At 64.3% G+C, this 19,828-nt stretch carries 21 protein-coding genes; 5 read left to right on the top strand and 16 right to left on the bottom strand.

What is annotated here, in order from left to right; all coding sequences use genetic code 11:
* Window positions 1-51 precede the first annotated feature (51 nt).
* Window positions 52-972 carry a hypothetical protein gene (locus tag ACLMAJ_RS16455; RefSeq protein WP_412014572.1) on the top strand — a complete coding sequence of 307 codons (921 nt, stop codon included), beginning with the start codon at window positions 52-54 and terminating at the stop codon, window positions 970-972.
* 5 nt (window positions 973-977) lie between these two features.
* Here ACLMAJ_RS16455 and ACLMAJ_RS16450 read toward each other — a convergent pair whose 3' ends face one another.
* From ACLMAJ_RS16450 to ACLMAJ_RS16380, 15 genes are all read right to left on the bottom strand, one after another.
* Window positions 978-3,596 (bottom strand): helix-turn-helix transcriptional regulator, encoded by a 2,619-nt coding sequence (locus tag ACLMAJ_RS16450; protein ID WP_412014571.1) that lies wholly within the window; start codon window positions 3,594-3,596, stop codon window positions 978-980.
* An 89-nt stretch (window positions 3,597-3,685) separates the two neighbouring features.
* Window positions 3,686-4,276 (bottom strand): F0F1 ATP synthase subunit B family protein, encoded by a 591-nt coding sequence (locus ACLMAJ_RS16445; RefSeq protein ID WP_412014570.1) that lies wholly within the window; start codon window positions 4,274-4,276, stop codon window positions 3,686-3,688.
* Window positions 4,277-4,278: 2 nt separating this feature from the next.
* Window positions 4,279-4,773, bottom strand: coding sequence for a F0F1 ATP synthase subunit B (locus tag ACLMAJ_RS16440; protein WP_412014569.1), 495 nt, complete (start codon window positions 4,771-4,773; stop codon window positions 4,279-4,281).
* A gap of 6 nt (window positions 4,774-4,779) precedes the next feature.
* Entirely contained in the window at window positions 4,780-5,037 is a 258-nt protein-coding gene (locus ACLMAJ_RS16435; RefSeq protein WP_397045908.1) for a F0F1 ATP synthase subunit C, read from the bottom strand.
* A gap of 46 nt (window positions 5,038-5,083) precedes the next feature.
* Complete coding sequence (gene atpB, locus ACLMAJ_RS16430) at window positions 5,084-5,845, bottom strand: F0F1 ATP synthase subunit A (RefSeq protein ID WP_412014568.1); 762 nt, start codon at window positions 5,843-5,845, stop codon at window positions 5,084-5,086.
* A gap of 23 nt (window positions 5,846-5,868) precedes the next feature.
* On the bottom strand, window positions 5,869-6,228 hold the full coding sequence (locus ACLMAJ_RS16425; RefSeq protein ID WP_412014567.1) for a hypothetical protein: 360 nt from the start codon (window positions 6,226-6,228) through the stop codon (window positions 5,869-5,871).
* A gap of 358 nt (window positions 6,229-6,586) precedes the next feature.
* Window positions 6,587-8,491, bottom strand: coding sequence for a thiamine pyrophosphate-dependent enzyme (locus ACLMAJ_RS16420; RefSeq protein ID WP_412014566.1), 1,905 nt, complete (start codon window positions 8,489-8,491; stop codon window positions 6,587-6,589).
* Entirely contained in the window at window positions 8,488-8,613 is a 126-nt protein-coding gene (locus ACLMAJ_RS16415; RefSeq protein WP_412014565.1) for a hypothetical protein, read from the bottom strand. The genes ACLMAJ_RS16420 and ACLMAJ_RS16415 overlap by 4 nt, the downstream gene beginning before the upstream one ends.
* A gap of 109 nt (window positions 8,614-8,722) precedes the next feature.
* On the bottom strand, window positions 8,723-9,610 hold the full coding sequence (gene iolB, locus ACLMAJ_RS16410) for a 5-deoxy-glucuronate isomerase (RefSeq protein WP_412014564.1): 888 nt from the start codon (window positions 9,608-9,610) through the stop codon (window positions 8,723-8,725).
* A gap of 142 nt (window positions 9,611-9,752) precedes the next feature.
* On the bottom strand, window positions 9,753-10,646 hold the full coding sequence (locus tag ACLMAJ_RS16405) for a Cgl0159 family (beta/alpha)8-fold protein (RefSeq protein ID WP_412014563.1): 894 nt from the start codon (window positions 10,644-10,646) through the stop codon (window positions 9,753-9,755).
* Window positions 10,637-11,575 carry a 5-dehydro-2-deoxygluconokinase gene (iolC, locus tag ACLMAJ_RS16400; RefSeq protein WP_412014562.1) on the bottom strand — a complete coding sequence of 313 codons (939 nt, stop codon included), beginning with the start codon at window positions 11,573-11,575 and terminating at the stop codon, window positions 10,637-10,639. The genes ACLMAJ_RS16405 and iolC overlap by 10 nt, the downstream gene beginning before the upstream one ends.
* Window positions 11,572-12,381: an ATP-binding cassette domain-containing protein gene (locus tag ACLMAJ_RS16395; RefSeq protein WP_412014561.1), complete on the bottom strand. Its 810-nt coding sequence runs from the start codon at window positions 12,379-12,381 to the stop codon at window positions 11,572-11,574. The genes iolC and ACLMAJ_RS16395 overlap by 4 nt, the downstream gene beginning before the upstream one ends.
* Window positions 12,378-13,430, bottom strand: a complete 1,053-nt coding sequence (locus tag ACLMAJ_RS16390; RefSeq protein ID WP_412014560.1) for an ABC transporter permease — start codon at window positions 13,428-13,430, stop codon at window positions 12,378-12,380. The genes ACLMAJ_RS16395 and ACLMAJ_RS16390 overlap by 4 nt, the downstream gene beginning before the upstream one ends.
* A 16-nt stretch (window positions 13,431-13,446) precedes the next feature.
* Window positions 13,447-14,445 carry a sugar ABC transporter substrate-binding protein gene (locus ACLMAJ_RS16385; RefSeq protein ID WP_412014559.1) on the bottom strand — a complete coding sequence of 333 codons (999 nt, stop codon included), beginning with the start codon at window positions 14,443-14,445 and terminating at the stop codon, window positions 13,447-13,449.
* 13 nt (window positions 14,446-14,458) lie between these two features.
* Window positions 14,459-15,361: a TIM barrel protein gene (locus ACLMAJ_RS16380; protein ID WP_412014558.1), complete on the bottom strand. Its 903-nt coding sequence runs from the start codon at window positions 15,359-15,361 to the stop codon at window positions 14,459-14,461.
* 265 nt (window positions 15,362-15,626) lie between these two features.
* On the opposite strand from ACLMAJ_RS16380, the gene ACLMAJ_RS16375 reads away from it, so the two are divergent.
* From ACLMAJ_RS16375 to ACLMAJ_RS16365, 3 genes are all read left to right on the top strand, one after another.
* Complete coding sequence (locus tag ACLMAJ_RS16375; protein WP_412014557.1) at window positions 15,627-16,631, top strand: LacI family DNA-binding transcriptional regulator; 1,005 nt, start codon at window positions 15,627-15,629, stop codon at window positions 16,629-16,631.
* Window positions 16,632-16,683: 52 nt separating this feature from the next.
* Window positions 16,684-17,703 (top strand): Gfo/Idh/MocA family protein, encoded by a 1,020-nt coding sequence (locus ACLMAJ_RS16370; protein ID WP_412014556.1) that lies wholly within the window; start codon window positions 16,684-16,686, stop codon window positions 17,701-17,703.
* 199 nt (window positions 17,704-17,902) lie between these two features.
* Window positions 17,903-18,487: a short chain dehydrogenase gene (locus ACLMAJ_RS16365; RefSeq protein WP_412014555.1), complete on the top strand. Its 585-nt coding sequence runs from the start codon at window positions 17,903-17,905 to the stop codon at window positions 18,485-18,487.
* Window positions 18,488-18,563: 76 nt separating this feature from the next.
* Here the strand turns inward: ACLMAJ_RS16365 and ACLMAJ_RS16360 are convergent, their stop codons facing one another.
* Complete coding sequence (locus ACLMAJ_RS16360; protein WP_412014554.1) at window positions 18,564-19,028, bottom strand: nitroreductase family deazaflavin-dependent oxidoreductase; 465 nt, start codon at window positions 19,026-19,028, stop codon at window positions 18,564-18,566.
* Window positions 19,029-19,131: 103 nt separating this feature from the next.
* Between ACLMAJ_RS16360 and ACLMAJ_RS16355 the strand changes: the two genes are divergently transcribed.
* Window positions 19,132-19,767: a TetR/AcrR family transcriptional regulator gene (locus tag ACLMAJ_RS16355; RefSeq protein ID WP_412014553.1), complete on the top strand. Its 636-nt coding sequence runs from the start codon at window positions 19,132-19,134 to the stop codon at window positions 19,765-19,767.
* Window positions 19,768-19,828: the final 61 nt, after the last annotated feature.

Below are 19,828 nucleotides of genomic sequence, written 5' to 3'. Positions count from 1 at the left end.
TCTAGAGAGCCCTGGCGATCTCCCGCCCCTGATCGAATTCGGATCCGGTCCGTGGTAATTCAGGCCGGCGGACTCGTCGGAATCGGTCATGTTATCGGAACACGCCTCTCCGGAGCGACAAACAAGGTGTCATACTTCTTGGCAGAAGGAAAACTTGTACCAATCAGCTCCCAGCTGCGCCAGGCCGCTCAGGAATATATAGAAAAGGATTCACACGGCAAGGCAATTATTCAGCGGACAGATTTATGGACGGTTCCGGAGCTACCACGCAAGATAATACCGGGCGAGACGCCGATCTGGGGCACTGATCCCTACACCTTCAGAGAACTGGCGCTCTGGCCCGGAGATCTCAGCAAGGAAGTACTGTACGACCGACAGGGGGAATTTATCGGCTTATCGTACCCACTCGAGCGGGAGGACATTCCACATCTTCGAAATCTGGCAGAGGACGGCTCGCCTTCGAAATACAGCCATACGACTTTCGACTCAACTGGGCACAGTAACATGACAAATAATCCATGGATAACTCCATGGTCAGCAGAGCCCGGCGCCTTCTATATTCACGCAGAGGCGAATGCCGAGACAAGCACATTTCATATCAGGGCCGATCTGCCGACCTTCGATCAAATGAATCAACATCCTGGTGGTGAAATCATAGCTCTCGAGCCGGAGGTGCTCGCAAAACAAGTTTCAACCGAGCCAGAACTACGGAAAGCGGTTGCCAGGAGTCCGAAGTCTGCGATTGTCATGTTGTCCGGTGATATCGGGCGCCATGATATGGCTGCGAGGTTCGCACAATCCTTGCAGGAGGAGGAAGGGTTCCGCCGGGACATATACTTTTCGAACGGACCTCAGATTGTCTGGCTGGATCCCCCCACTGGCTGGAACCCTTTGAGTATCCAGGAAAAAGCTGAGGGTGGACTTCGGGATGGTTGGACACGGTATGCCCCGGCACCGTTCGAAGCGGGTTGACACCGTTAGGACCGGCGCCGACGGTGGTCTCGGTTCTGCGCCTGTGCGACGTCCGCTCGGACCTGGCCGATCAGGGCCCTCGGAACAAAATTGATGATGTCCGCACGTGAGGTGATCATCAATTTTTGCAGGATCATGCCCATCTGCACGTCGGTAGTTCTGAAGGAGTTTCCCCGACGCGCGGCGATCGAGGTGTTGGTCCATCCGGCTGCGGCCAGTATGGCGACCTCCCGCTCCGCTGCGGTCAGCCTGCCCCAATACGAGGTGGTCGGCGGGGTTCCGGAACGCGTCGCCGACGCGTCGATTGCCAACGTGCCCATAGCAAGTCGCTGGACCTCGTTCGCTCCGGGACGCAGCCTGGAGCCTTGCCTCTCGGCCGCCGCGAATGCAGTTGGTCCGAGCGCGGTACGGGCGACAGCGACGGCTTTTTCGGTTTCCTGGGCGAACGGACCCAGTTCGTCGATGTTCACGCCGAGTCTGGCACGCAATGTTTCGACTCCACCGGCGAGCTGAGCGGTTTCGGTCGCCAACGCGACAAGTTCACGACGGTCGCTGCCGCCCCTCTCGATCGAGTCGAGGATGAGTTGAGCCAGCGACCACATCCGAAACTGCACAGACCACAGCTGGCCCCACTGATCACCGAAGGCGAGCTGGTGCCCCAGTGCGATCCGTTCCACCTTCAACGCCTCGACCGGGTCACCGTGCTTGGTCAAAGTGATCGCCCACGCCATATCCGACCAGCACGTCACCCATAACGCGCCCGAGGCGGTAGCGTGCTCGCGGAAGCGCAGTACGAGTTCGAAGGCCTGTTGTCTGGTTCCGAGCACGCTCGCGGCCAGCGCTACGAGCATTTCGCTCATCGCCGCGGAACCGTCGTCTCCGTCCCTGAGGAACTTCTCGCGCGCCCGCTCCAGCACCGTGATCGCATCGGCAGCGCCCCCGACGAGCAAAAGTTTTGCGCCCCAGGCGAACTCGACGCAGGCAGGAAGTCCGATGTCCGTCTCGGCCGTGCCTCGCCATTGCCGCATGCCTTCCTGGTCGGGTATGCACGCGGTGACGCTGTCCTCGAGCAGCCGTTCGGCATCTTCGGACTGGCCTTGGCACAACGCTATCCATGCCAGCAATGCCATTGCGCCCGTTTGGAGTTCGATGGGTTGCGGGGTAAGTGCGCGAGTGGCCCGCAAAGCATCCGAGGTCCACCGCCGCATTTCACGGAAGTTGCCTTTCAAGAAAGGCAACCGTAGGGCCAGTAGCCCGACGCAGATCTCCAACCCGACGGCGGACTGGCCCGGTGTGGTGACGCTTCTCTCGATCGCCGTCAAAATGTTGCCCCAGGCTGCCCGAGCCCAGTCCAGCAGGTCCTTGTCCGCGGGGCTGAACCAATGGGCAGCGGCGAACACGACTTTGTCCCGGTAGTACTGGCGATGACGCTCGGTCTGTCGTGCCGGTTCATCCACATCGGCGGTGGAGCGTTCCTGAAGCCTGCGCCAAGCGAAAATCCGCAGGCTCTCCAGCAGGGAGTACCGCGTGACCGTTGGTGTGATGTGCGCTGATACCAACGACTGGTCGACGAGCCGATCGAGCAGGCCCTCGATTTCCTCGCGCATGAGGCGGATGCCCGCTGCGCCGTCGCCCGCAACCTGCCCGCCGTGACCGGGCTCTTCGTCGTCGGCACAGACGGTTTCGATCGCTTCCAGATCTGCCCCCACGTCGGATGTCGTGGCGTCGTCGTCTTCCGGATTGGTGTCGTACCCGGAGGCGAAAACCGACAGGCGATCGAACAGCAGACGTTCCTTGGGCTGACAAAGGTCATAAGACCAGGCGATGACATCGTTGACGCCGCGATGCCGCTCGTCGGCCCCGACTCGGGGTCCGTGCGACCACCGCATTCGTTTGTCGTCGTCTTCGCTACCGCTGAGCTCCCGAAGAATCACGGCCAGGGGTTGGCGGATCAATCGTGCGGCGGCCAGCCGGATATACAGCGGATGGTTGTGCACATGGCGGCAGATGGCGGCGGCTGTCGCGATCTGATCGTCGCCCAGCACGCGGTTGCCGGTAAGTTCGGCGCGTAGCCGGAAAAGTGTCAGTGCTTGCTGCCGCGACAACGGCGGAACGACCACCAAATGCTCGTCGAACCACCCGATCGCTTCGCGACTGGTCGCCAGAATGCTCAGCCCCGCTACGGCTTCCAGCAGTCGAGTGATCAGGTGCCCGACGCTGTCGAGCACGTGCTCGCAATTGTCCAACACCAGCAAGGTCTGGCGCTCCCGGCCCGCCCCTTCCGTTTCGGTCAGTACTTCGACGAGCGCATCCCACGCCGATCGCCCAGAGAAATCCATATCCACGACCGACTGAGCGATCTCCGCTTCGACGGCGTCGACGTCGGCACCCTTGGCCAGTCGAGCCAGTCGCACCCAATGCACGGACGTGCGCTTCGCTTTCTGGTAGCGGCGGACCGACTCCGCGGCCAGCCGAGTCTTGCCGATCCCACCCGAACCGGTCAGAGTGATCAGTCGGGTGGCGCCGAGCAAGGAGAGGGCGATCGCATCCATCTCCGGCTCGCGACCGACGAACCCGTTGGTCGGCGCAGGCAAATCCCGCTGTTCTCGCTGCCTTGTGGCCATGGGCTCCTAGATTAACCACCACCCGACGGCGGCGCGCCCCGAACTCGCGCCGACAATGTCCTGCGGTCCTCTACCCGCTCGACGAGTCTTCACAGAATCCAAAGTTGCGGGCTGCGCCGAACCGTCTGTGACCGGTTCGCTATGGCCTCGAGGTCTTCCAGGAACCTGTCGATGCTGTCCGACACCACGTGTTTCGAGCTGAGCTGCAACCGCACCTTGTCCTCGGTGCTTGCCAGCACAGTCGCGGACAGATCGGCGGACAGATCACGGATAAGTTGCGCGCGCATCTGCTCGATCTGGTCGTTGCCCTGCTTGCGCACCCGAGCGACCTCGGAGTCGGCGATCTGCCGCAATTGGGCCACGATGCGCACAGCGTCGACGCGAGCGTCTTCGCGAAGTTGATCCAGTTCGACCTGGGCCTCTGCCAGCGCGTTGTCGTAGGCCTTTTTGGCCGCCGCAAGCCGCGTCGCCGCCTGTTCGCTGTGGTCGAGCTGTTTCTGAATGTTGCCCTGCGCCTTGCCCATCATCGACTTGACGGGTGGCGCCACCCATTTGACGACGATGAACACAATGCAGGCGAAGCCGAACAGCTGACTGAAGAACACCGGCCATTGAATAGTGATGTGATAGGGGCCGGAGGCGACGGTCCCTTCTGCGAGGATGCCGCTGGTGCCGATCATGACTACGCCCGTCCTGCCTGATTGCCCGCGCTTGTTCGGTCGTCGACGCCGAGCACGCGATCGGCCAATGTCCTGGCCAGCGGCTCAACCGTCTCGCGCAGTTCCGCGGCAACCTGGTCCGCTCGAGCCCGAAGTTCTGTCGCGGACTCCGCGACAATCCTGTCTGCCTCCTCCTGCGCTTCACCTCGCAGCTGCTCGAGAATGGCTCGGCCTTCGGCGCGAGCCCGGTTCCTGATCTCGACCACTTCACTGCGTGCTTCTGCGATCGCCGCCTTGTACCGGGCCTCGGCGCCGACGAACAAGTCCTTCGCCTCTTTGTCGTCGGCCGCGGTTTTGGCAACTCTCGCATCACGTTCGGTCAGCACCGCCCGGATCGGCGGTACAACGAACATCCAAATGACTCCGAGCACGATCAGGAAGATCAATAACTCGACGAAGAAGGTTCCGTTGGGGATAAGGAAATTACCCTCGGCAACCACCTCTGTTCGCGGAGCCATGCCGTGTTACTTACCGGGAGTCGCGAAGACGAAAAGCGCCATGAACGCTAGGTTGATGAAATATGCGGCCTCGACAAGACCGACTGTCAGGAAAAAGTTGCCGCGCAACCGCCCCTCGGCCTCCGGCTGACGGGCAACGCCGTTGATCAGCGCGGCGCCCGCGAGCCCGTCACCGATACCAGCACCGATCGCGCCGCCACCCATGATGATGCCGCCACCGATGAGCGCGCCCTGGATGATGGCCGCCGTTGTTGCGTCTGCCATTTTTCACTTCCTGTTCTCTAACAATGTGCTCGATCGGCGGCGCCGATCAGTGTTTTTCGTGCTCCAGCGACATCGACTGGCTGAAGTAGAGGACGGTCAGCAGTGAGAAGATAAAAGCCTGGATGAGGCCCACAAAGAGATCGAACAGCTTCCAGACGGCATTCGGTCCCCAACTGATCCAGAATGGGAACAGCGTGATCACCGAGATCATCACGCCGCCCGCGAACATGTTTCCGAACAATCGCAGCGACAGCGAGAGCGGTTTCGCGATCTCCTCGATGATGTTGATGAAAACCATGGGGCCCCAGCCGGTGTGACCCTTCAGCAGCTGTTTGGCATGCCCGAACGGGCCGCGCCGCATGACACCGGCCCCTTGGTAGAAGATGAACACGAACAATGCCAGTGCATAGACATAGTTGATGTCCGAGGCAGGCGGTGTGATGAATTCGCCCTCGCCGTACTGGACGGGAAGCACCGACAACCAGTTCGAGAGCAGGATGAAGGTGAACAACGTGACCGCCAACGGCAACGCGAACGGCGCGACCTTCATACCGATCGCGCTCTCCACCTGGTTGCGCATCTGGACCGTCACGGTCTCGAAGAACAGCTGCACGCCGTTCGGCACGCCCGAAGTGATCTTGATCCGCAGGTAGAACGCCAACGCGAGCACGATGACCGCCGCCACGCTGGTCGAGACGATCGTGTCGACGTCGAACGTCATTCCCCACAGATGTGCGACCGCGTGTTCGCCGACCTTGATTTTCGAATCGGACGGAGCGTCACCCTCCGCGAGGGCGGGAAATGTCATGAGAACAATCGAAGTTTGGAGCGTCATGGTAGCTGGCGAAGCTCCTTCAGTTCGGGCAGGACGGTACAGAGAACCAGAACGACTTGAAAAACGGCCAGGCCGAAGAAGATTCCGATGCCGCTTGGCCTCGCGAAGAAAGCGACCGCGATCGAAACTGCCGTAATACCGAACAATCGGACCGCCGACGAGAGCAGCAATCCTTGCTTCCTCGGCGACTCCGAATTGGCGACCCGGTTGACCGCCATCCTGGTTAGATAGGCATTCAGCCAACCCAAAGCCAGTCCACCGCAAATGAACACGCCGAGCAATAGTCGATCCAGCGGTCCACTAGCCATCATGACCAGCGCGCCGACAACGATTGCGACGATGGTTGCACGGCGCATTCGGAGTGTATTCACATCCATCTGACACCGCCCTCGCCATCGTCCCACCTCGTAGTGGGGTCGTGATGAATCGATAGCATACACACGGACAAGGGCGTTGTGGGGCAAGGTTTTTGATCTTTGTTCTATCGAGCTTGATAGCAGGACAACATTTTTGATCTTGACTGTATCGATTTGTGGAGCGCAGCAAGCATTTCTGCGTTCCGAGATTATCTAGCTGATACCAAGGGTTGTTAATATGAACACCAAAGGCGCATAAATTTCCCTTTACTTTCAATGGATCAACCAAACCGGTCGCCCTGTATCGCAAGGGTTTCGGGCAGGCGGCCCCGAACCTTCCGCCCGCGCCCGCCGGCACCTACAGGTACCGCACCTGTCGTGACTTCGATTCCTCGTACGCCGCTCGGCCGGACAGGTGCGCAGGCACACCGACCTCCCACCACGCTCCAGCTTCCGTCCACGCGGACGGCTCGGTGCGAACCACGAGCACAGCCGGGCGCGACTCGGCCCGCGCGGCGGTACGGGCCTCCGCATAGGCCGCACGGACTTCGCCCAGATCGGCAGCGGTGTAGACCGCGCAACCCAATGAGCGTGCGTGGGTGGCGAAATCGACCCGTGGCGGCTCGGCGTGGTTGGTGCGGCAGTCGGCGTAGAAATTGTTGAAAGGTTCGCCGCCCTGGCCTTCCTGTAGCCGGGCGATCACCGCGTAGCCGTCGTTGTCGCAGACAACGGCTACCAGCGGGTGACCGGCGAAGGCCGCCGAGAACAGCTCGGAGTTCAGCATGAGATAGGAGCCGTCGCCTAGCATGGTCGTAACCAGGCCGTCGTGGGCCATCGCCGCGCCCCAGGCACCCGCGATCTCGTATCCCATGCAGGAGAAACCGTATTCGACATCCATGGTCGGAGCGTCGCCGGTGGCGCGCCAGCCGCCGACGAGTTCACCCGGCATGCCACCGGACGCGGTCATGACGTAATCGCGCGGCCCGCTGAGCTCGTTGACGACGCCAACCACCTGGGCATAGGTCGGGGTGCCAGGGGTGGGAGTGCGCAAGGCGTCGATGTGGGCGTCCCATTCGGTGCGCACCTCGACCGCTCGGGCCGTCCAGTCCCCCTCGGCCCGCCATTCCGGTGGATCGGCGGGCGGCCGTACATCAGCATGACCGAGAGGTCGAATCTTGTTCTGCCCGGGCGTATTTGCTGTCAACTGCGCCGCCAGATCGCCGAGCGTGACAGCGGCATCGCCGACGACAGCGAGCGCTCCGTGTTTCACGGCGTCGAAACGGGCGGCGTTGATCGTGACCATGGTGGCGTCGGGGGCGAATACCGTCCAGGACGCGGTCGTGAAGTCCTGCAACCGGGTGCCCACCGCGAGCACCAGATCGGCTTCGGTTGCCATCGTGTTGGCCGATGCCGAGCCGGTGACGCCGAGCGGTCCGGCATACAGCGGATGCTCGTGCGGGACCAGGGTGCGTCCCGCGGTCGTCTCGACAACCGGAATCCCGTGCCGCTCAGCGAATTCCATGGCCTGCCCGGCCGCACCGGAGTATCGGACGCCGCCACCGAGCACCAGCAACGGTCGCGACGATGCTTGCAGTGCCGCGGCAGCGTCGGCCAGGGACCGCCGGTCGGCGCGCGGCCGGATGAGGCGATGCACGACCTGCTCGAAGAACGAATCCGGGAAGTCGTAGATCTCGGCTTGGACGTCCTGGGGCAACGCCAGCGTCACCGGTCCCGCGTCGGCCGCGTCGGTGAGCACTCGCGCCACTTGCGGCAGCGTCGCCAGCAACTGTTCGGGTCGGGTGATGCGATCGAAATAGCGACTCACGGGGCGAAAGGCGTCGTTCACGGTGAGCGTCCCGTCACCGAAATGCTCCACCTGCTGGAGCACCGGATCCGGCGCCCGCGTGGTGAACGTGTCACCGGGAAGCAGCAGCAGCGGAAGCCGATTCGCGTGCGCGACCCCGGCGGCGGTGACCATATTCAACGCACCGGGCCCGATCGAGGACGTCGCGACCCCGACCTGTCGTCGATGAGTCGCCTTGGCCATCCCCACCGCCGCCAACGCCATCCCCTCCTCGGTATGCCCGCGCCAGACCGGAATCTCACCGCGTCGCTCTTGCAACGCGGTACCGAGCCCTAACACGTTGCCGTGCCCGAAGATGGCGAAAACAGCCGGGAACAACGGCACTTCGCGTCCGTCGAGAGTCTCGGAGCGTTGGGCGATCAGCCACGCCACCAATGCCTGTGCTGTAGTCAGCTTCACGTGCCCTGCCCTTCGAGGTCGGCCACCACGCAACTCCGATCACCACAAGCTTCGACGGCGGTCGTGTCAGCGCGCTGCGTGGTCGGATGGCTCTGCAATGCCTGCTTCACAACGAGATTCATGAACTCGGTCCTTCGTGCTCGCCGACGCCCACAGAGCGCCCCCACAAGGACAGCGCGCGCAGGTCGCCGACCCATAGATTTCGGTAGGACACCCAGGCCGGCGGCGGATTCATCGGCACCGGCCCTCGTGGTCGGTGACGGGGCAGCGGGGGTCGGTCGGTTCGCCTGCCCAGCTGTCGCGCACCCAGGTGTGCGCCGGGTCGTCACAGAAGGCCATCGAGCGGTCGGGGGCCGGGCCCGCGAGCACATTGAGGTAGTACATCGGGTAGCCGGGGGCGGCAATGCACGGTCCGTGGTAGCCACGCGGTACCAGGAAGACGTCGCCGTCGCGGACGACCACGTTTTCATCCACGGTGCCGTCGGCGGTGTAGGTCCGGTGCATGCCGAAACCCTCATCCGAGGTGGTGATCCCGTCGCGCCCGGCGATGCGGAAGTAGTAGATCTCCTCGTTGACCACTTCGCACTCGCTCGCCTGGTCGTGCTTGTGCGGCGGGTAGGAGGACCAGTTGCCGTCCGGAGTGATCAGCTCGCACGCGTTGAGTTTGTCGGCGTGGTCCCATATTCCTGGTGCACCGAAACTGGTCACCTGCCGTGTCGCAGGCCCAGCACCGCGCACTTCGACCGGAACATGCTCCGCGGGACCGTATCTCGGCTCCAGACGATTCACACACCGAGCCATCGGCAGCGCGACCTCGAGCCCGCCGGCCGTCGACAACTCGACCTCGGCATCGCGTGGCACATAGGCGAAGTCCGTCACCCGACTGAAAACCGAATCCCGACCGTCCAATTCGAACGTCAGACCATCCACCCGCACCGTGCACGCCCCGGCCAACGGCAGCACGAACGCCTCGTACTCCCCCGTCCGCACCGTCCGCGCCTCTCCCACCGCCAACCGCAGAACGCGCAGCCCGGTGTAACTCAACCCGGCCCCTTCCGCCGTCAGCAATACCGGATCCACCCCATCAGCCAAAGTCCCCGCCGGACGATGCAGACTCATAGCCCCCTCCACCCAACCGGCCGCCTCCGAGGTTCGGCGTCGAGCGGTACACGACAGAGATCCCTACTCGCCCTTTGCCGCAGCCGGGTACCACTCGCCGACGCAGCCAGCGCTCGAGCAGACGGGGGAATCGCCGAGCGGGTCATCGGGCCTCTTTGAGGATCTGGGCCGCGGCGTCTACCGCGGTCGCGACGTCGCCGTCGTGCGGGTAGAGGAGGGTGCGGCCGACTACCAACCCTCGGACGACGTCGTGGCTGAGCGCACCACCCCAAGAGGCGAGATCCCCGGCAGGGTCGCCTGAGGGTGCGCCGCCCAAGACGACGACAGGCAGCGTCGTCGCATCCAGTACCGAGAAGTCTTGCGGCGCTGGTATTTTCAGCCAGGTGTAGGCCGAGGTGACGCCCAAGCCGGAGGCGACGGTGATCGCCCTGGCCAGCGAAGCCGCGTCTTTACTCATCACCAGCGCACCGGCGGCGTCGCGATGGTAGGGCAGTGGTTCGACCATCGCCATCAGCCCGTGTCCGGCCAGATCCGTAACCGCTTGCGCGCAGGCTTGCAGTGTCGGGATGGTGCCCGCGTCGGAATCCACCAGCCGCAGCAGCATTTTCCCGCCGTCGAGACGGAATCTGACCAGTGCGTCGGCGTCGTATCCGGTGAATCGGTCGTCGATCTCCCACTGGGCGCCCGCGAGGCCGCCACGGTTCATCGAGCCGATAACGATCTTGTCGTCGAGTGCGTCGAGCAGCAGCAGCTCCTCGACCACATCCGGGGAGCCGAGCACACCGTCCACGGCCGGGTGCGCCAGCGCGATGAGCAGTCGTTCCAGCAGGGTACGGCGGTCCGCCATTGCCGTCAGGTCCGAGCCGACACCGAGTGCGCCGCGCGCGGGATGGTCGGCGGCGACGAGGAAGAGGGTCTCCTTGTCCGACAACAGGCTCGGACGCCGACGCCGCTCGGCATAGGCACGTTCGATCGCCGCGGGGTCTGTCGCGCGCACGCGCAGTAGTTCATGCCAGCGTTCATCGGTCAGATACACAGCACCTCCTCGATCTCGGCGTTCGTCGGCATCGCTTCGGCGCAGGCCAGTCGCGATGCCACCAACGCACCTGCGGCGTTGGCGTAGGTGGCCAACCGCTGCGGATCCCAGTCCGACAGCAGACCGTGGATCAACGCGCCACCGAACCCGTCTCCCGCACCGAGCCCGCACACCACCTCGACCGGGCACGGCGGCACCGACCACCGTCCCGACTCCGTCGCCACGAGTACACCCTCGGCACCACGCTTGATCACCGCTAGACGCACGCCGCGCGCAAGCAGCCGATCGGCCGCCTCATCCGGATTCGCGGTGCCGACCGCCACCCGCACTTCGGTGCGGTTGCCGACCACCACATTCACGTAGTCGAGCATCCAGCTGATCTCGGTACGTGCGGTCACCTCATCCGGCCAGAACATCGGCCGATAGTCGAGGTCGAGCACCGTGTGTCCACGGCGGGAACGATGTTCGAGAATGGACCGTTGGGTGGAACGAGCAGGCTCCGCGCTGACACCGGTACCCGTAACCCACAGCAGCGGAACCGAATCCACCACATCCCACGGCACCTCGTTCGGTTCGATCGTCAGATCCGGTGCGATGGGTGCTCGATAGAACAGCAGCGGCGGGTCGGCGGGCGGGTTCAGCTCGCAGAAGACCACCGGTGTCGCGAGATTCGGCGCGGTCGTGACGTACTCGGCCGATACGCCGAAGCCCTCGAGCGCCGAACGCACGAAGTCACCGAAACCGTCGGGCCCCACCTTGGTCAGAACGGCAGAACGCCTGCCGAGGCGAGCGGCTGCGACCGCGACGTTGGTCGCGGTGCCGCCCAAGAACTTGGCGAACGTCTCGACCTCGGCCAGCCGGACACCGCTTTGCTGTGGATACAGATCGACGCCGACTCGCCCGATCGTGAGCGCTTCCAAGTCCGTCATGGCGTCACCACACGCTGTAGCTCGTGCTGGAGTGCGTCCAACTCCGCGCCACCCGCCATTTGGCGAGTCAGCTCTTGCAGGTCGATATCCGACTTCTCATACGAGCCGAGCATCGCCCCGCGTTTGAGCAACAGGAACCGGTCGCCAACGGGGAACGCGTGGTGCGGGTTGTGAGTGATCAGGATGACCCCTAGCCCCCGGTCGCGCGCCTGTACGACGTACTTCAAAACCACACCGGCCTGTTTGACGCCGAGCGCCGCCGTCGGTTCGTCGAGAATCAACACCTTCGCGCCGTAGTGCACGGCACGCGCGATCGCGACACACTGTCGTTGCCCGCCGGACAGCGTGCCGACCGGCTGCTCCATATCGCGGATTTCGATCCCCATGTCCTCCAGGGCTGTCCGCGTGATCTCGCGGCCCTTGCGTCGATCGAGCAGGCGCAGCGGGCCGTATCCGACCGTCGGCTCCGAGCCGAGGACGAAGTTGCGCCAGACGCTCATCAGCGGCACCACCGCGAGGTCCTGGTACACCGTAGCGATCCCGTGGTCCAAAGCCTCTCGGGGCGAGGACAATCGGGTCGGCACACCCTCGATTCGCAGTTCGCCGTGGTCGTGCTGGTGGACACCGGCCAGAATCTTGATGAGCGTCGATTTGCCCGCGCCGTTATCGCCGAGGATGCAGGTGACCTGCCCCGCGTTCACCACGGTGGTGACATCCCGCAGCGCGACGACGCCGCCGTAACTCTTGCCGACATCGATCGCTTCGATCAGTGGAGTGGCCCTACCCGTACGCGATACCGCATTCATCGCCGTACCCTCTCGGCTCGCTTCTGGAATCTATTGTTGACCAGCACAGCAGCCAGCAGCAGCACACCGAGGAACAGCATGAACCAGTCGCTGTCCCAGCGGGCGAACACAATGCCCTGACGTGCCATACCGAAGATCAGCGCACCGAGCGCGGCCCCGATCGCCGAACCGAAGCCACCGGTCAGCAGGCAGCCACCGACGACGGCCGCGATGATGTAGTGCAGTTCCAGCCCGACACCCTGATTCGCCTGCACGCTGGCGAATCGCAATATGCTGCAAGAACCTACGACCCAGCCCGCGAACGCGGTGGTCATGAAAAGCACGATCTTCGTCCGGTCCGCGGGAACACCGACAGCGCGAGCGCTCGGCAGTGAACCGCCGACCGCGAAGATCCAGTTGCCGAACTTGGTGCGCACCAGGACAACCGCGGCGATCGCCGTGAGCACGATCCACCAGACAACCGAGGCCTGCAAGTGTGTGTCACCGATATTCAACGTCGATGCGAACACCCATCCCGCCGAGTTGTAGCCGTCGGCGCCGCGAATGCCCGACACCTGAACGGTTCCGGTGACCATCCGGGTAACACCGAGGTTGAGGCCCTGTAGCGCAAGGAAGGTGCCGAGCGTGACGATAAAACTCGGTAGGCCGGTCCGCATCACCAGCCAGCCGTTGAACGCACCGACGGTCAGCGCGAAGATCAGCGAAACCAACAGCGCCAGCCAGACATTCCACCCCGCGTTGACCGCGAGCAGCGCGGTCACCAGCGCGGTGGACGCGGTCATCACCCCTGCCGATAGATCGAACTCGCCGCCGATCATCAACAGCGCCACCGCGACTGCCATGATGCCGAGGGTGGACGAATCGTCCAGCCAGGTCGCGACGCCCAATGGGCTGAGAAAACGGTCGGTGATGATCGAGAAGAACGCGAATACCAGCATCGCGCCGAGGAGTGCGCCGATCTCCGGCCGCACGATCAGTCGCTGGAACAGCGAGGGGCCGCCCGGGGGTGTACTCGCGGCGACGTCGGAAGTTTTTGTGGCAGTGCTCATGTCATCCACTCCGATCTCACCGCGTGCCCTGCGCCACTAGCGCGGCGACGGCATCGACGTTGTTCTTGTCGACGAAGGCAGGGCCCGTCTGCACCGGCGCGCCGCCGCCGACGGAGTTCAGGTTCGTCCGGTACAGCTGCAACATCACCACCGGCAGGTAACCCTGCTCGAACTGTTGCTGGTCGACAGCGAAGAGCAGCTTGTCCGCCCGAATAGCGTCGACCACATCGGTATTGAGGTCGAAGGTCGCGACTTTCGCCGCGGACTGCGACTCCTTCACCGCGTCCACAGCACGCGCGGCAACCTGCGAATTCAGTGTCAGCACTGCGTCTATGGACCTGTCGGCCTCCAGCGCGCCCTTGATACGGGACTGCGCGTCGGTCGGGTTGTTGATGTCCACCTGAAGCGTGGTTCCGTTGCCGAATGCCTTGGTGGCACCCTCACAACGCTGGTTGGCACCGATATTGCCCGCCTCGTGAATCACGCACAGCAGCTTCTTGTGTCCGGCGTCGGCGAGACGCTTTCCGGCGGCCTGCCCGGCGAGCGACTCACTCTGTCCGACGTGAGCGATAGCGCCGAACTCGGTGCTCGCGCTCTCGCCGGAGTTGATGGTCACCACCGGAATGCCCGCCGTAACAGCCTTTTCTATGGAAGGCCGCAGGGCCTCGGGGTTCGCCATCGATACGACAAGGCCGCCCACGCCTTGCGCGACGGCGTTGTCGATGAGTTTCGCCTGCTGGCCAGGATCGCCGGCCGAGTTGTACTCGACGCGGATGCCGAGGTCCTTACCGGCCGCCTCGGCCCCGTTCTTGACGACATTCCAGAATGCGTCACCGGGGCTACCGTGGGTGACCACCGCGACCGAGTCCAATGTGCCCGCGACGACGGGCGATTGCATCGAGGGGGCATCGGTGCCCGGTCCGCTACATGCGGCGAGGAGGGTACTCGCCGCGACCAAAGGCAGGATGCGCCGCGACCAGGTCGTGGCACCGGAGCGGTGTGCTCGTTGAGACATCGTTGTATCCCCGTCAGATTCGAGCTGATGTCAGTGCGGCGCCGATGCCCGCGAGGTGGCGCAGACTGCGCAGGGCGTCCCGGCTCGGCAGCTGTGCCACGTCGTCGGGGCCCAGTGCGGTGTCCTGTTCTATGACGTACCAGCCTTGGTATCCGGCCGCGTACACGCTGCGCACCAGGGCCTCGATGTCGATGTCGCCCTCGCCGAGCGCGGGGTAGATTCCGCGACGGACCGCCTCGCTGTATTCGATTGCGCCGCTTCGTACTTCATCAGCCAGCGCGCTTCGCACATCTTTGAGGTGAATATGGCCGATGCGGTCGGGATTTCGCTGTGCGAGGCGAACCGGGTCGGTGCCACCGATGAGCAGATGCCCGGTGTCGAGGCAGATGTCGAGGTCCGAGTCGGCGAGGAAGCGTTCCACCTCGGCCTCGGTCTCGACGTATGTGCCGACGTGCGGATGCAGGGTGGTGCGCAAGCCGTGCTCGGCGGCGACATCGCGTATCGCGGCGGCGGTCTCGACGAGGGTTCGCCACTCGGCCTCCGTGAGCGGTGGCCTGGTGTCGTATCCGTCGAGCCCCGTCGCGGCCGCGAGGACGAGTACCTCGGCACCCGTCTCAGCGAACAGTGCGACCGTCTCGCGCGCCGTCTCGATCGCCCGCGGCGCCTCCCGATGCAGCGCGAGCGCGAGAAATCCGCCGACCGAGCTGATGCCGAACCCCTCGAGCAGCGAACGCAATTCGACCGGGTCCTTCGGCAGATAGCCGGGGGGACCGAGCTCCATCGCGGAGATTCCGAGGCTGACCATCTCGGTCAAGACGGTCCGAGCATCGAGCACGTGTCCCCAACCGGGGACTTCGCAGACTCCCCAGGAGATTGGCGCGGCCGCGATACGCAGCGGGTACAGAGGTTCGGTCATGGGGACTTCTCCGACCTTCGGTGTCGATCGACGTGTAGCTCCGATCTGTTGGAGCGCTCCAACTATGTAACGTGGGTCATAGTGTGTCAAGTACTTCGAGGCTCGCGGCTAAATCGCTACCACCTGGGAGTATATCGTTCACCAGCACGAACCAGCGGAGCCTTGGAGCTCGAAAATGTCCAATTAGAGCGCTCTATTGATTAGCGCACGTCAACCTTGTAACGTGCGACACTGCACGGATCACCACACGCGGAACGGAGGGGACATGACGCGACCGACCATGGAGGATGTCGCGGCCCGCGCCGGCGTTTCCCGGGCGCTGGTCTCCCTCGTCATGCGCGAGTCCCCCAAGGTGAGCGAGCACCGCCGCCGCGCCGTACTCGAGGCCGCCAAAGACCTCGGCTACCAGCCGCACATCATGGCGCGATCCCTGGCAAGCCGAACGTCGAACATCGTCGGCGTCATGGTCTCCGACCTGCGCAACCCCTTCTTCGCCGATGTCGTCGAAGGTATGGACGCCGCCGCTCAGGATGCCGCGCTCGAACTGATCCTCAACACCGGCCACCGCAGTGCCGCCCGCGAACGCACCGCACTGGAGAGCCTGCTGTCCTTCCGCCCCGGAGGCATTATCCTGCTGTCACCGGTGCTGCCCGCCGCCGCGATTCGTGATGCGGCACAACAAGGGCCGGTGGTGCTGATATCGCGCAGTTCCACCATCCCCGACGTCGACACCGTGAACGACGATGGCGAGATCGGCGCGGCGCTGGCCGTCGATCACCTGGTTTCCCTCGGCCATCGCCGCATAGTGCACCTCGACGGCGGCGGCGCCTTCACCTCCGCCGCGCGCCGCCGCGGCTACCGCGACACCATGGCCGGGCACGGCCTGGAACCCATGATCGTCCCGAGCGAGCACACCGACTCGGCAGGGCTTGCCGCCGTCCAGAAACTCCTGAATCTCTTCTCCCACAACAACTTCCCCACCGCTCTCGTGTGCAGCAACGACTTCAACGCCGTCGGTGCCATGTCCGCGTTGGAAGAGGCGGGACTTCGCGTGCCGCACGACGTCTCCATCGTCGGCTACGACAACACATCCCTGGCAGCGCTACGCCACGTCTCCCTGACCACCATCGACCAGCCCCGCACTCAAATGGGCCGCCTGGCAATCGAAGCACTCACCGAACGCCTCCGCGACGGCCGCACCGAGCCGGTCCGCCGCCGCCTGCAGCCCTCGCTCGTCATCCGCGCGACGACAGCGTCACCCCGCAGCTGAAACCCACTCGAATTCCCCACCACAAGACGAGTTCTCACCAGGAGGAGCGACGATGACATCCGCAGCACCCGTCACCTTGGGCCTGGCAGGCACCGGAAGAATCGGCACCTCACACGCCGAGACCTTGACACATCTTCCCGGCGTCGGGGGCGTCATCGTCGCCGACGCCGACGCCGAACGAGCCCGCGCCACGGCCGGAAAGCTCGGCGTCCAAGCGGTCCCCGACCTCGATGCCCTCTTCGCCGCCGACCTCAACGGCCTGATCATCGCCACCGCCACCGACTCGCACCCCGCGCTCATCACCCGGGCCGTAGACCGAGGCATCCCCGTTTTCTGCGAAAAACCGGTAGCCGCCGACATCCAAGGCACCCTCGCCGTCATCGACCACATCAAAAACTCCACCGTCCCAGTACAAATCGGCTTCCAACGCCGCTTCGATGCCGGCTACCGCGCCGCCCGCGCCGCCATCACCTCCGGCGACCTCGGCTGGCTGCACACCCTCCGCGCTACCACCCTCGACCCCGCACCCCCACCCGCCGAATACATCCCCCGCTCCGGCGGCCTCTTCCGCGACTGCGGCGTCCACGATTTCGACATCATCCGCTGGGTAACCGGCCGCGAGGTAACAGAGGTCTACGCCACCGGCGCGAACCGAGGCGAACAATTCTTCGCCGACGCGGGCGACGTCGACACCGCCGCGATCGTCCTTCGCCTGGACGACGGCACCCTGGCAACGGTTTCACTCGCCCGCTACAACGGCGCAGGTTACGACGTGCGCCTGGAAGCCCTCGGCTCCGAAGGCAACGCCGTCGTCGGCCTGGACGACCGCGCTCCCCTCACCTCCGTCGAACCCGACTGCACCCCTTCCCCTTTCCCCGCTTACCCCGGTTTCATGGAACGCTTCCGCCGCGCCTATACCGACGAGCTCGCGGCCTTCGTGTCTGTCGTGAACGGGGAGAGCGATAATCCGTGCACCGTCACTGACGCACTCGAGGCGTTCTATATCGCTGAGGCGTGCGAGCTTTCGCGGCACGATGGGCGCGCCGTCCAGATCACTGAGGTACGCCGCTGAACGGAAGGCAGGGGGCCGATGTCCCCGATGGCGGAGTTTCACTAGCCATCGAGGCATCGGCCAGGCGGAACCTACAACCCGGAGGTAAGGCACCGCTACTCGCTGGTCGAAAACCACGACTACCCGGAATAACCGGTGCTGAGCACTCGTTACCCACCCCTACGAGTCTGCCGTTGGGGCATGGCTCGAGAGAGGTCATATGAAGATCATCGTTATCGGCGCCAGCGGGACTATCGGCTCAGCTGTCGCCGACGCGTTGGAGAAGAACCACGAGGTGGTGCGCGCCGCTCGACGTGGGCCGGTTCGGGTGGACATGGACGACAACGCCTCGATCGACGCACTCTTCGAGACAGTCCGCGATGTGGACGCGGTAGTGGTCACCGCAGCGAGCGGCAAACTGACTCCACTGGACTCCGACGACGACTTCACCCGCGGACTCCAGGGCAAGCTACTCGGCCAACTCCACCTCGTCCGGCGCGCGATCCGAAATCTGCGCGACGGCGGCTCGATCACATTGACCAGCGGCGTATTCGAGCGACCGATGGTGGGCGGCTCCTTCGGCGCGATGGTCAACGCGGGGCTGGAAGCGTTCACCGAACATGCCGCCGTCGAAATGCCCCGCGGCCTACGCCTGAATTCCGTCGGCCCGGGCTGGGTCGCGGAGACGTTGGAGAGCATGGGCCTCGACCCCGCTGATGGAACACCGGTGAGCATCGTTGCCCGCTCGTATGTCGAGGCTGTCGAGGGGAACGCACAGGGGCAGACCTTTCGGCCGCACGAGTGATCGTGGGTCTGCCGAGCGACAGCTGAGGTGCGGGGCCGATCGCTTCGAGCACCCTCCTGAGTGGCTCTGACCTCGGCTAGAGCGGGCGCAGTCGAACTACGGCGGTGCCGGTGGAGAGTGCGCGGCGCAGGTCGTCGAGGTTCACGTTGCCGTCGGGATTCAGGGCGATGCCGGCGAAGCGGCCGTGGACCGGGTTGCGGGTGAGGATGGCTCGGTAGAGGTCGGCGGCGCGGGCTTCGTCGGTGATTACTTCGGGATCGGCTTGGATGTCTTTGCCGCGCAGTCGGATACGGGCCGGGGTTCCGGGGCGGAGGTTGCGGTGCCAGCGGGCAGCGGAGCCGATGAGGATGTGGCCGTCGTGTTCGGCGTAGCCGACTGGGTTGGCGTATTCCCGGCCGGTTTTGCGGCCGGTCACGGTGATGATCAGGAGCTTGCCGCTGACCAGGCGATGCAGTGGGGATCGCAGTAGGAAGCGGACGACGGCATCGCCGGTGCGCTGGGTGCGGCTCTGGGTGGACGACGTCTTGGTCGGGGTGGACATGGGTGCCTCCACAGGGTCAGGCAATATACTGAGTATATACTCAGAAAATACACTCGCTCGAGGCATACTGCAAGGGTTGATTCGGTATGAGTAGGAGGCTGCGGTGACGACATCCGATGGGGTGGGACGAGCTCGCAGCAAGCGCGGGCGGCCGTCTACGGGAGTTCGGGAGTCGGTTGTTGCCGCGGCGCAACAGATTCTGACCGAGGCAGGGGTGGCCCGGCTGTCGACGAAGGAGGTCGCGCAGCGCGCGGGGGTGGCGGAGTCGAGCATCTTCTATCACTTCGGTGATCGAATCGGGTTGTTGCAAGCGGTAATTCAGCAGCATCTGCGACCGCTCAAGGATGTGCTCGGTGCGATCGATGAGCAGCAGGGCCTGCGAGCAACGCTCGTAGCGATCGTCGAGGCACTCGAAGGGTTCTTCCTCGATGCCATTCCGGTCATGGCCGCAGTGCAGTCGGATGCCGAACTTCGGTCGAAGTACCTGGAACGCGGTCGCGAACTCGATCTCGGCCCCCACCGAGCGGTCGACACTGTCGTCGCCCACCTGTCGGTCCCGCACGGCGGCGAGCGCCTACCGGACACCGCAGACCCGCGAGCCATCGCATTACTGCTGGTCGGCGCCGCACATCAGCGAGCGTTGCAGCGCCATCTCAGCCCGCCCGCAGCGGTCGCGTCGCTACCGACACCCGAAGCCGTAGTCGACACCGTCCTGCCGCTGTTCCGCCACCTGACCTGACGCCAGACAACCCGGGAGCACCGCCTCGGTACACCCACGGACTAGCGCCCCAAGCAATGAG

The sequence above is a fragment of the Nocardia arseniciresistens genome (assembly GCF_046764875.1).
GTDB lineage: Bacteria > Actinomycetota > Actinomycetes > Mycobacteriales > Mycobacteriaceae > Nocardia > Nocardia arseniciresistens.
This window is presented reverse-complemented; position numbering and strand designations above follow the sequence as displayed.

Coding starts and splice junctions, on each gene's coding strand:
- ACLMAJ_RS16450 (WP_412014571.1), bottom strand. CDS start 3,596: ATGGCCACAAGGCAGCGAGAACAGCGGGATTTGCCTGCGCCGACCAAC.
- ACLMAJ_RS16445 (WP_412014570.1), bottom strand. CDS start 4,276: ATGATCGGCACCAGCGGCATCCTCGCAGAAGGGACCGTCGCCTCCGGC.
- ACLMAJ_RS16440 (WP_412014569.1), bottom strand. CDS start 4,773: ATGGCTCCGCGAACAGAGGTGGTTGCCGAGGGTAATTTCCTTATCCCC.
- ACLMAJ_RS16435 (WP_397045908.1), bottom strand. CDS start 5,037: ATGGCAGACGCAACAACGGCGGCCATCATCCAGGGCGCGCTCATCGGT.
- atpB (WP_412014568.1), bottom strand. CDS start 5,845: ATGACATTTCCCGCCCTCGCGGAGGGTGACGCTCCGTCCGATTCGAAA.
- ACLMAJ_RS16425 (WP_412014567.1), bottom strand. CDS start 6,228: ATGCGCCGTGCAACCATCGTCGCAATCGTTGTCGGCGCGCTGGTCATG.
- ACLMAJ_RS16415 (WP_412014565.1), bottom strand. CDS start 8,613: ATGAATCTCGTTGTGAAGCAGGCATTGCAGAGCCATCCGACCACGCAG.
- iolB (WP_412014564.1), bottom strand. CDS start 9,610: ATGAGTCTGCATCGTCCGGCGGGGACTTTGGCTGATGGGGTGGATCCG.
- iolC (WP_412014562.1), bottom strand. CDS start 11,575: ATGACGGACTTGGAAGCGCTCACGATCGGGCGAGTCGGCGTCGATCTG.
- ACLMAJ_RS16395 (WP_412014561.1), bottom strand. CDS start 12,381: ATGAATGCGGTATCGCGTACGGGTAGGGCCACTCCACTGATCGAAGCG.
- ACLMAJ_RS16390 (WP_412014560.1), bottom strand. CDS start 13,430: ATGAGCACTGCCACAAAAACTTCCGACGTCGCCGCGAGTACACCCCCG.
- ACLMAJ_RS16385 (WP_412014559.1), bottom strand. CDS start 14,445: ATGTCTCAACGAGCACACCGCTCCGGTGCCACGACCTGGTCGCGGCGC.
- ACLMAJ_RS16380 (WP_412014558.1), bottom strand. CDS start 15,361: ATGACCGAACCTCTGTACCCGCTGCGTATCGCGGCCGCGCCAATCTCC.
- ACLMAJ_RS16375 (WP_412014557.1), top strand. CDS start 15,627: ATGACGCGACCGACCATGGAGGATGTCGCGGCCCGCGCCGGCGTTTCC.
- ACLMAJ_RS16370 (WP_412014556.1), top strand. CDS start 16,684: ATGACATCCGCAGCACCCGTCACCTTGGGCCTGGCAGGCACCGGAAGA.
- ACLMAJ_RS16365 (WP_412014555.1), top strand. CDS start 17,903: ATGAAGATCATCGTTATCGGCGCCAGCGGGACTATCGGCTCAGCTGTC.
- ACLMAJ_RS16360 (WP_412014554.1), bottom strand. CDS start 19,028: ATGTCCACCCCGACCAAGACGTCGTCCACCCAGAGCCGCACCCAGCGC.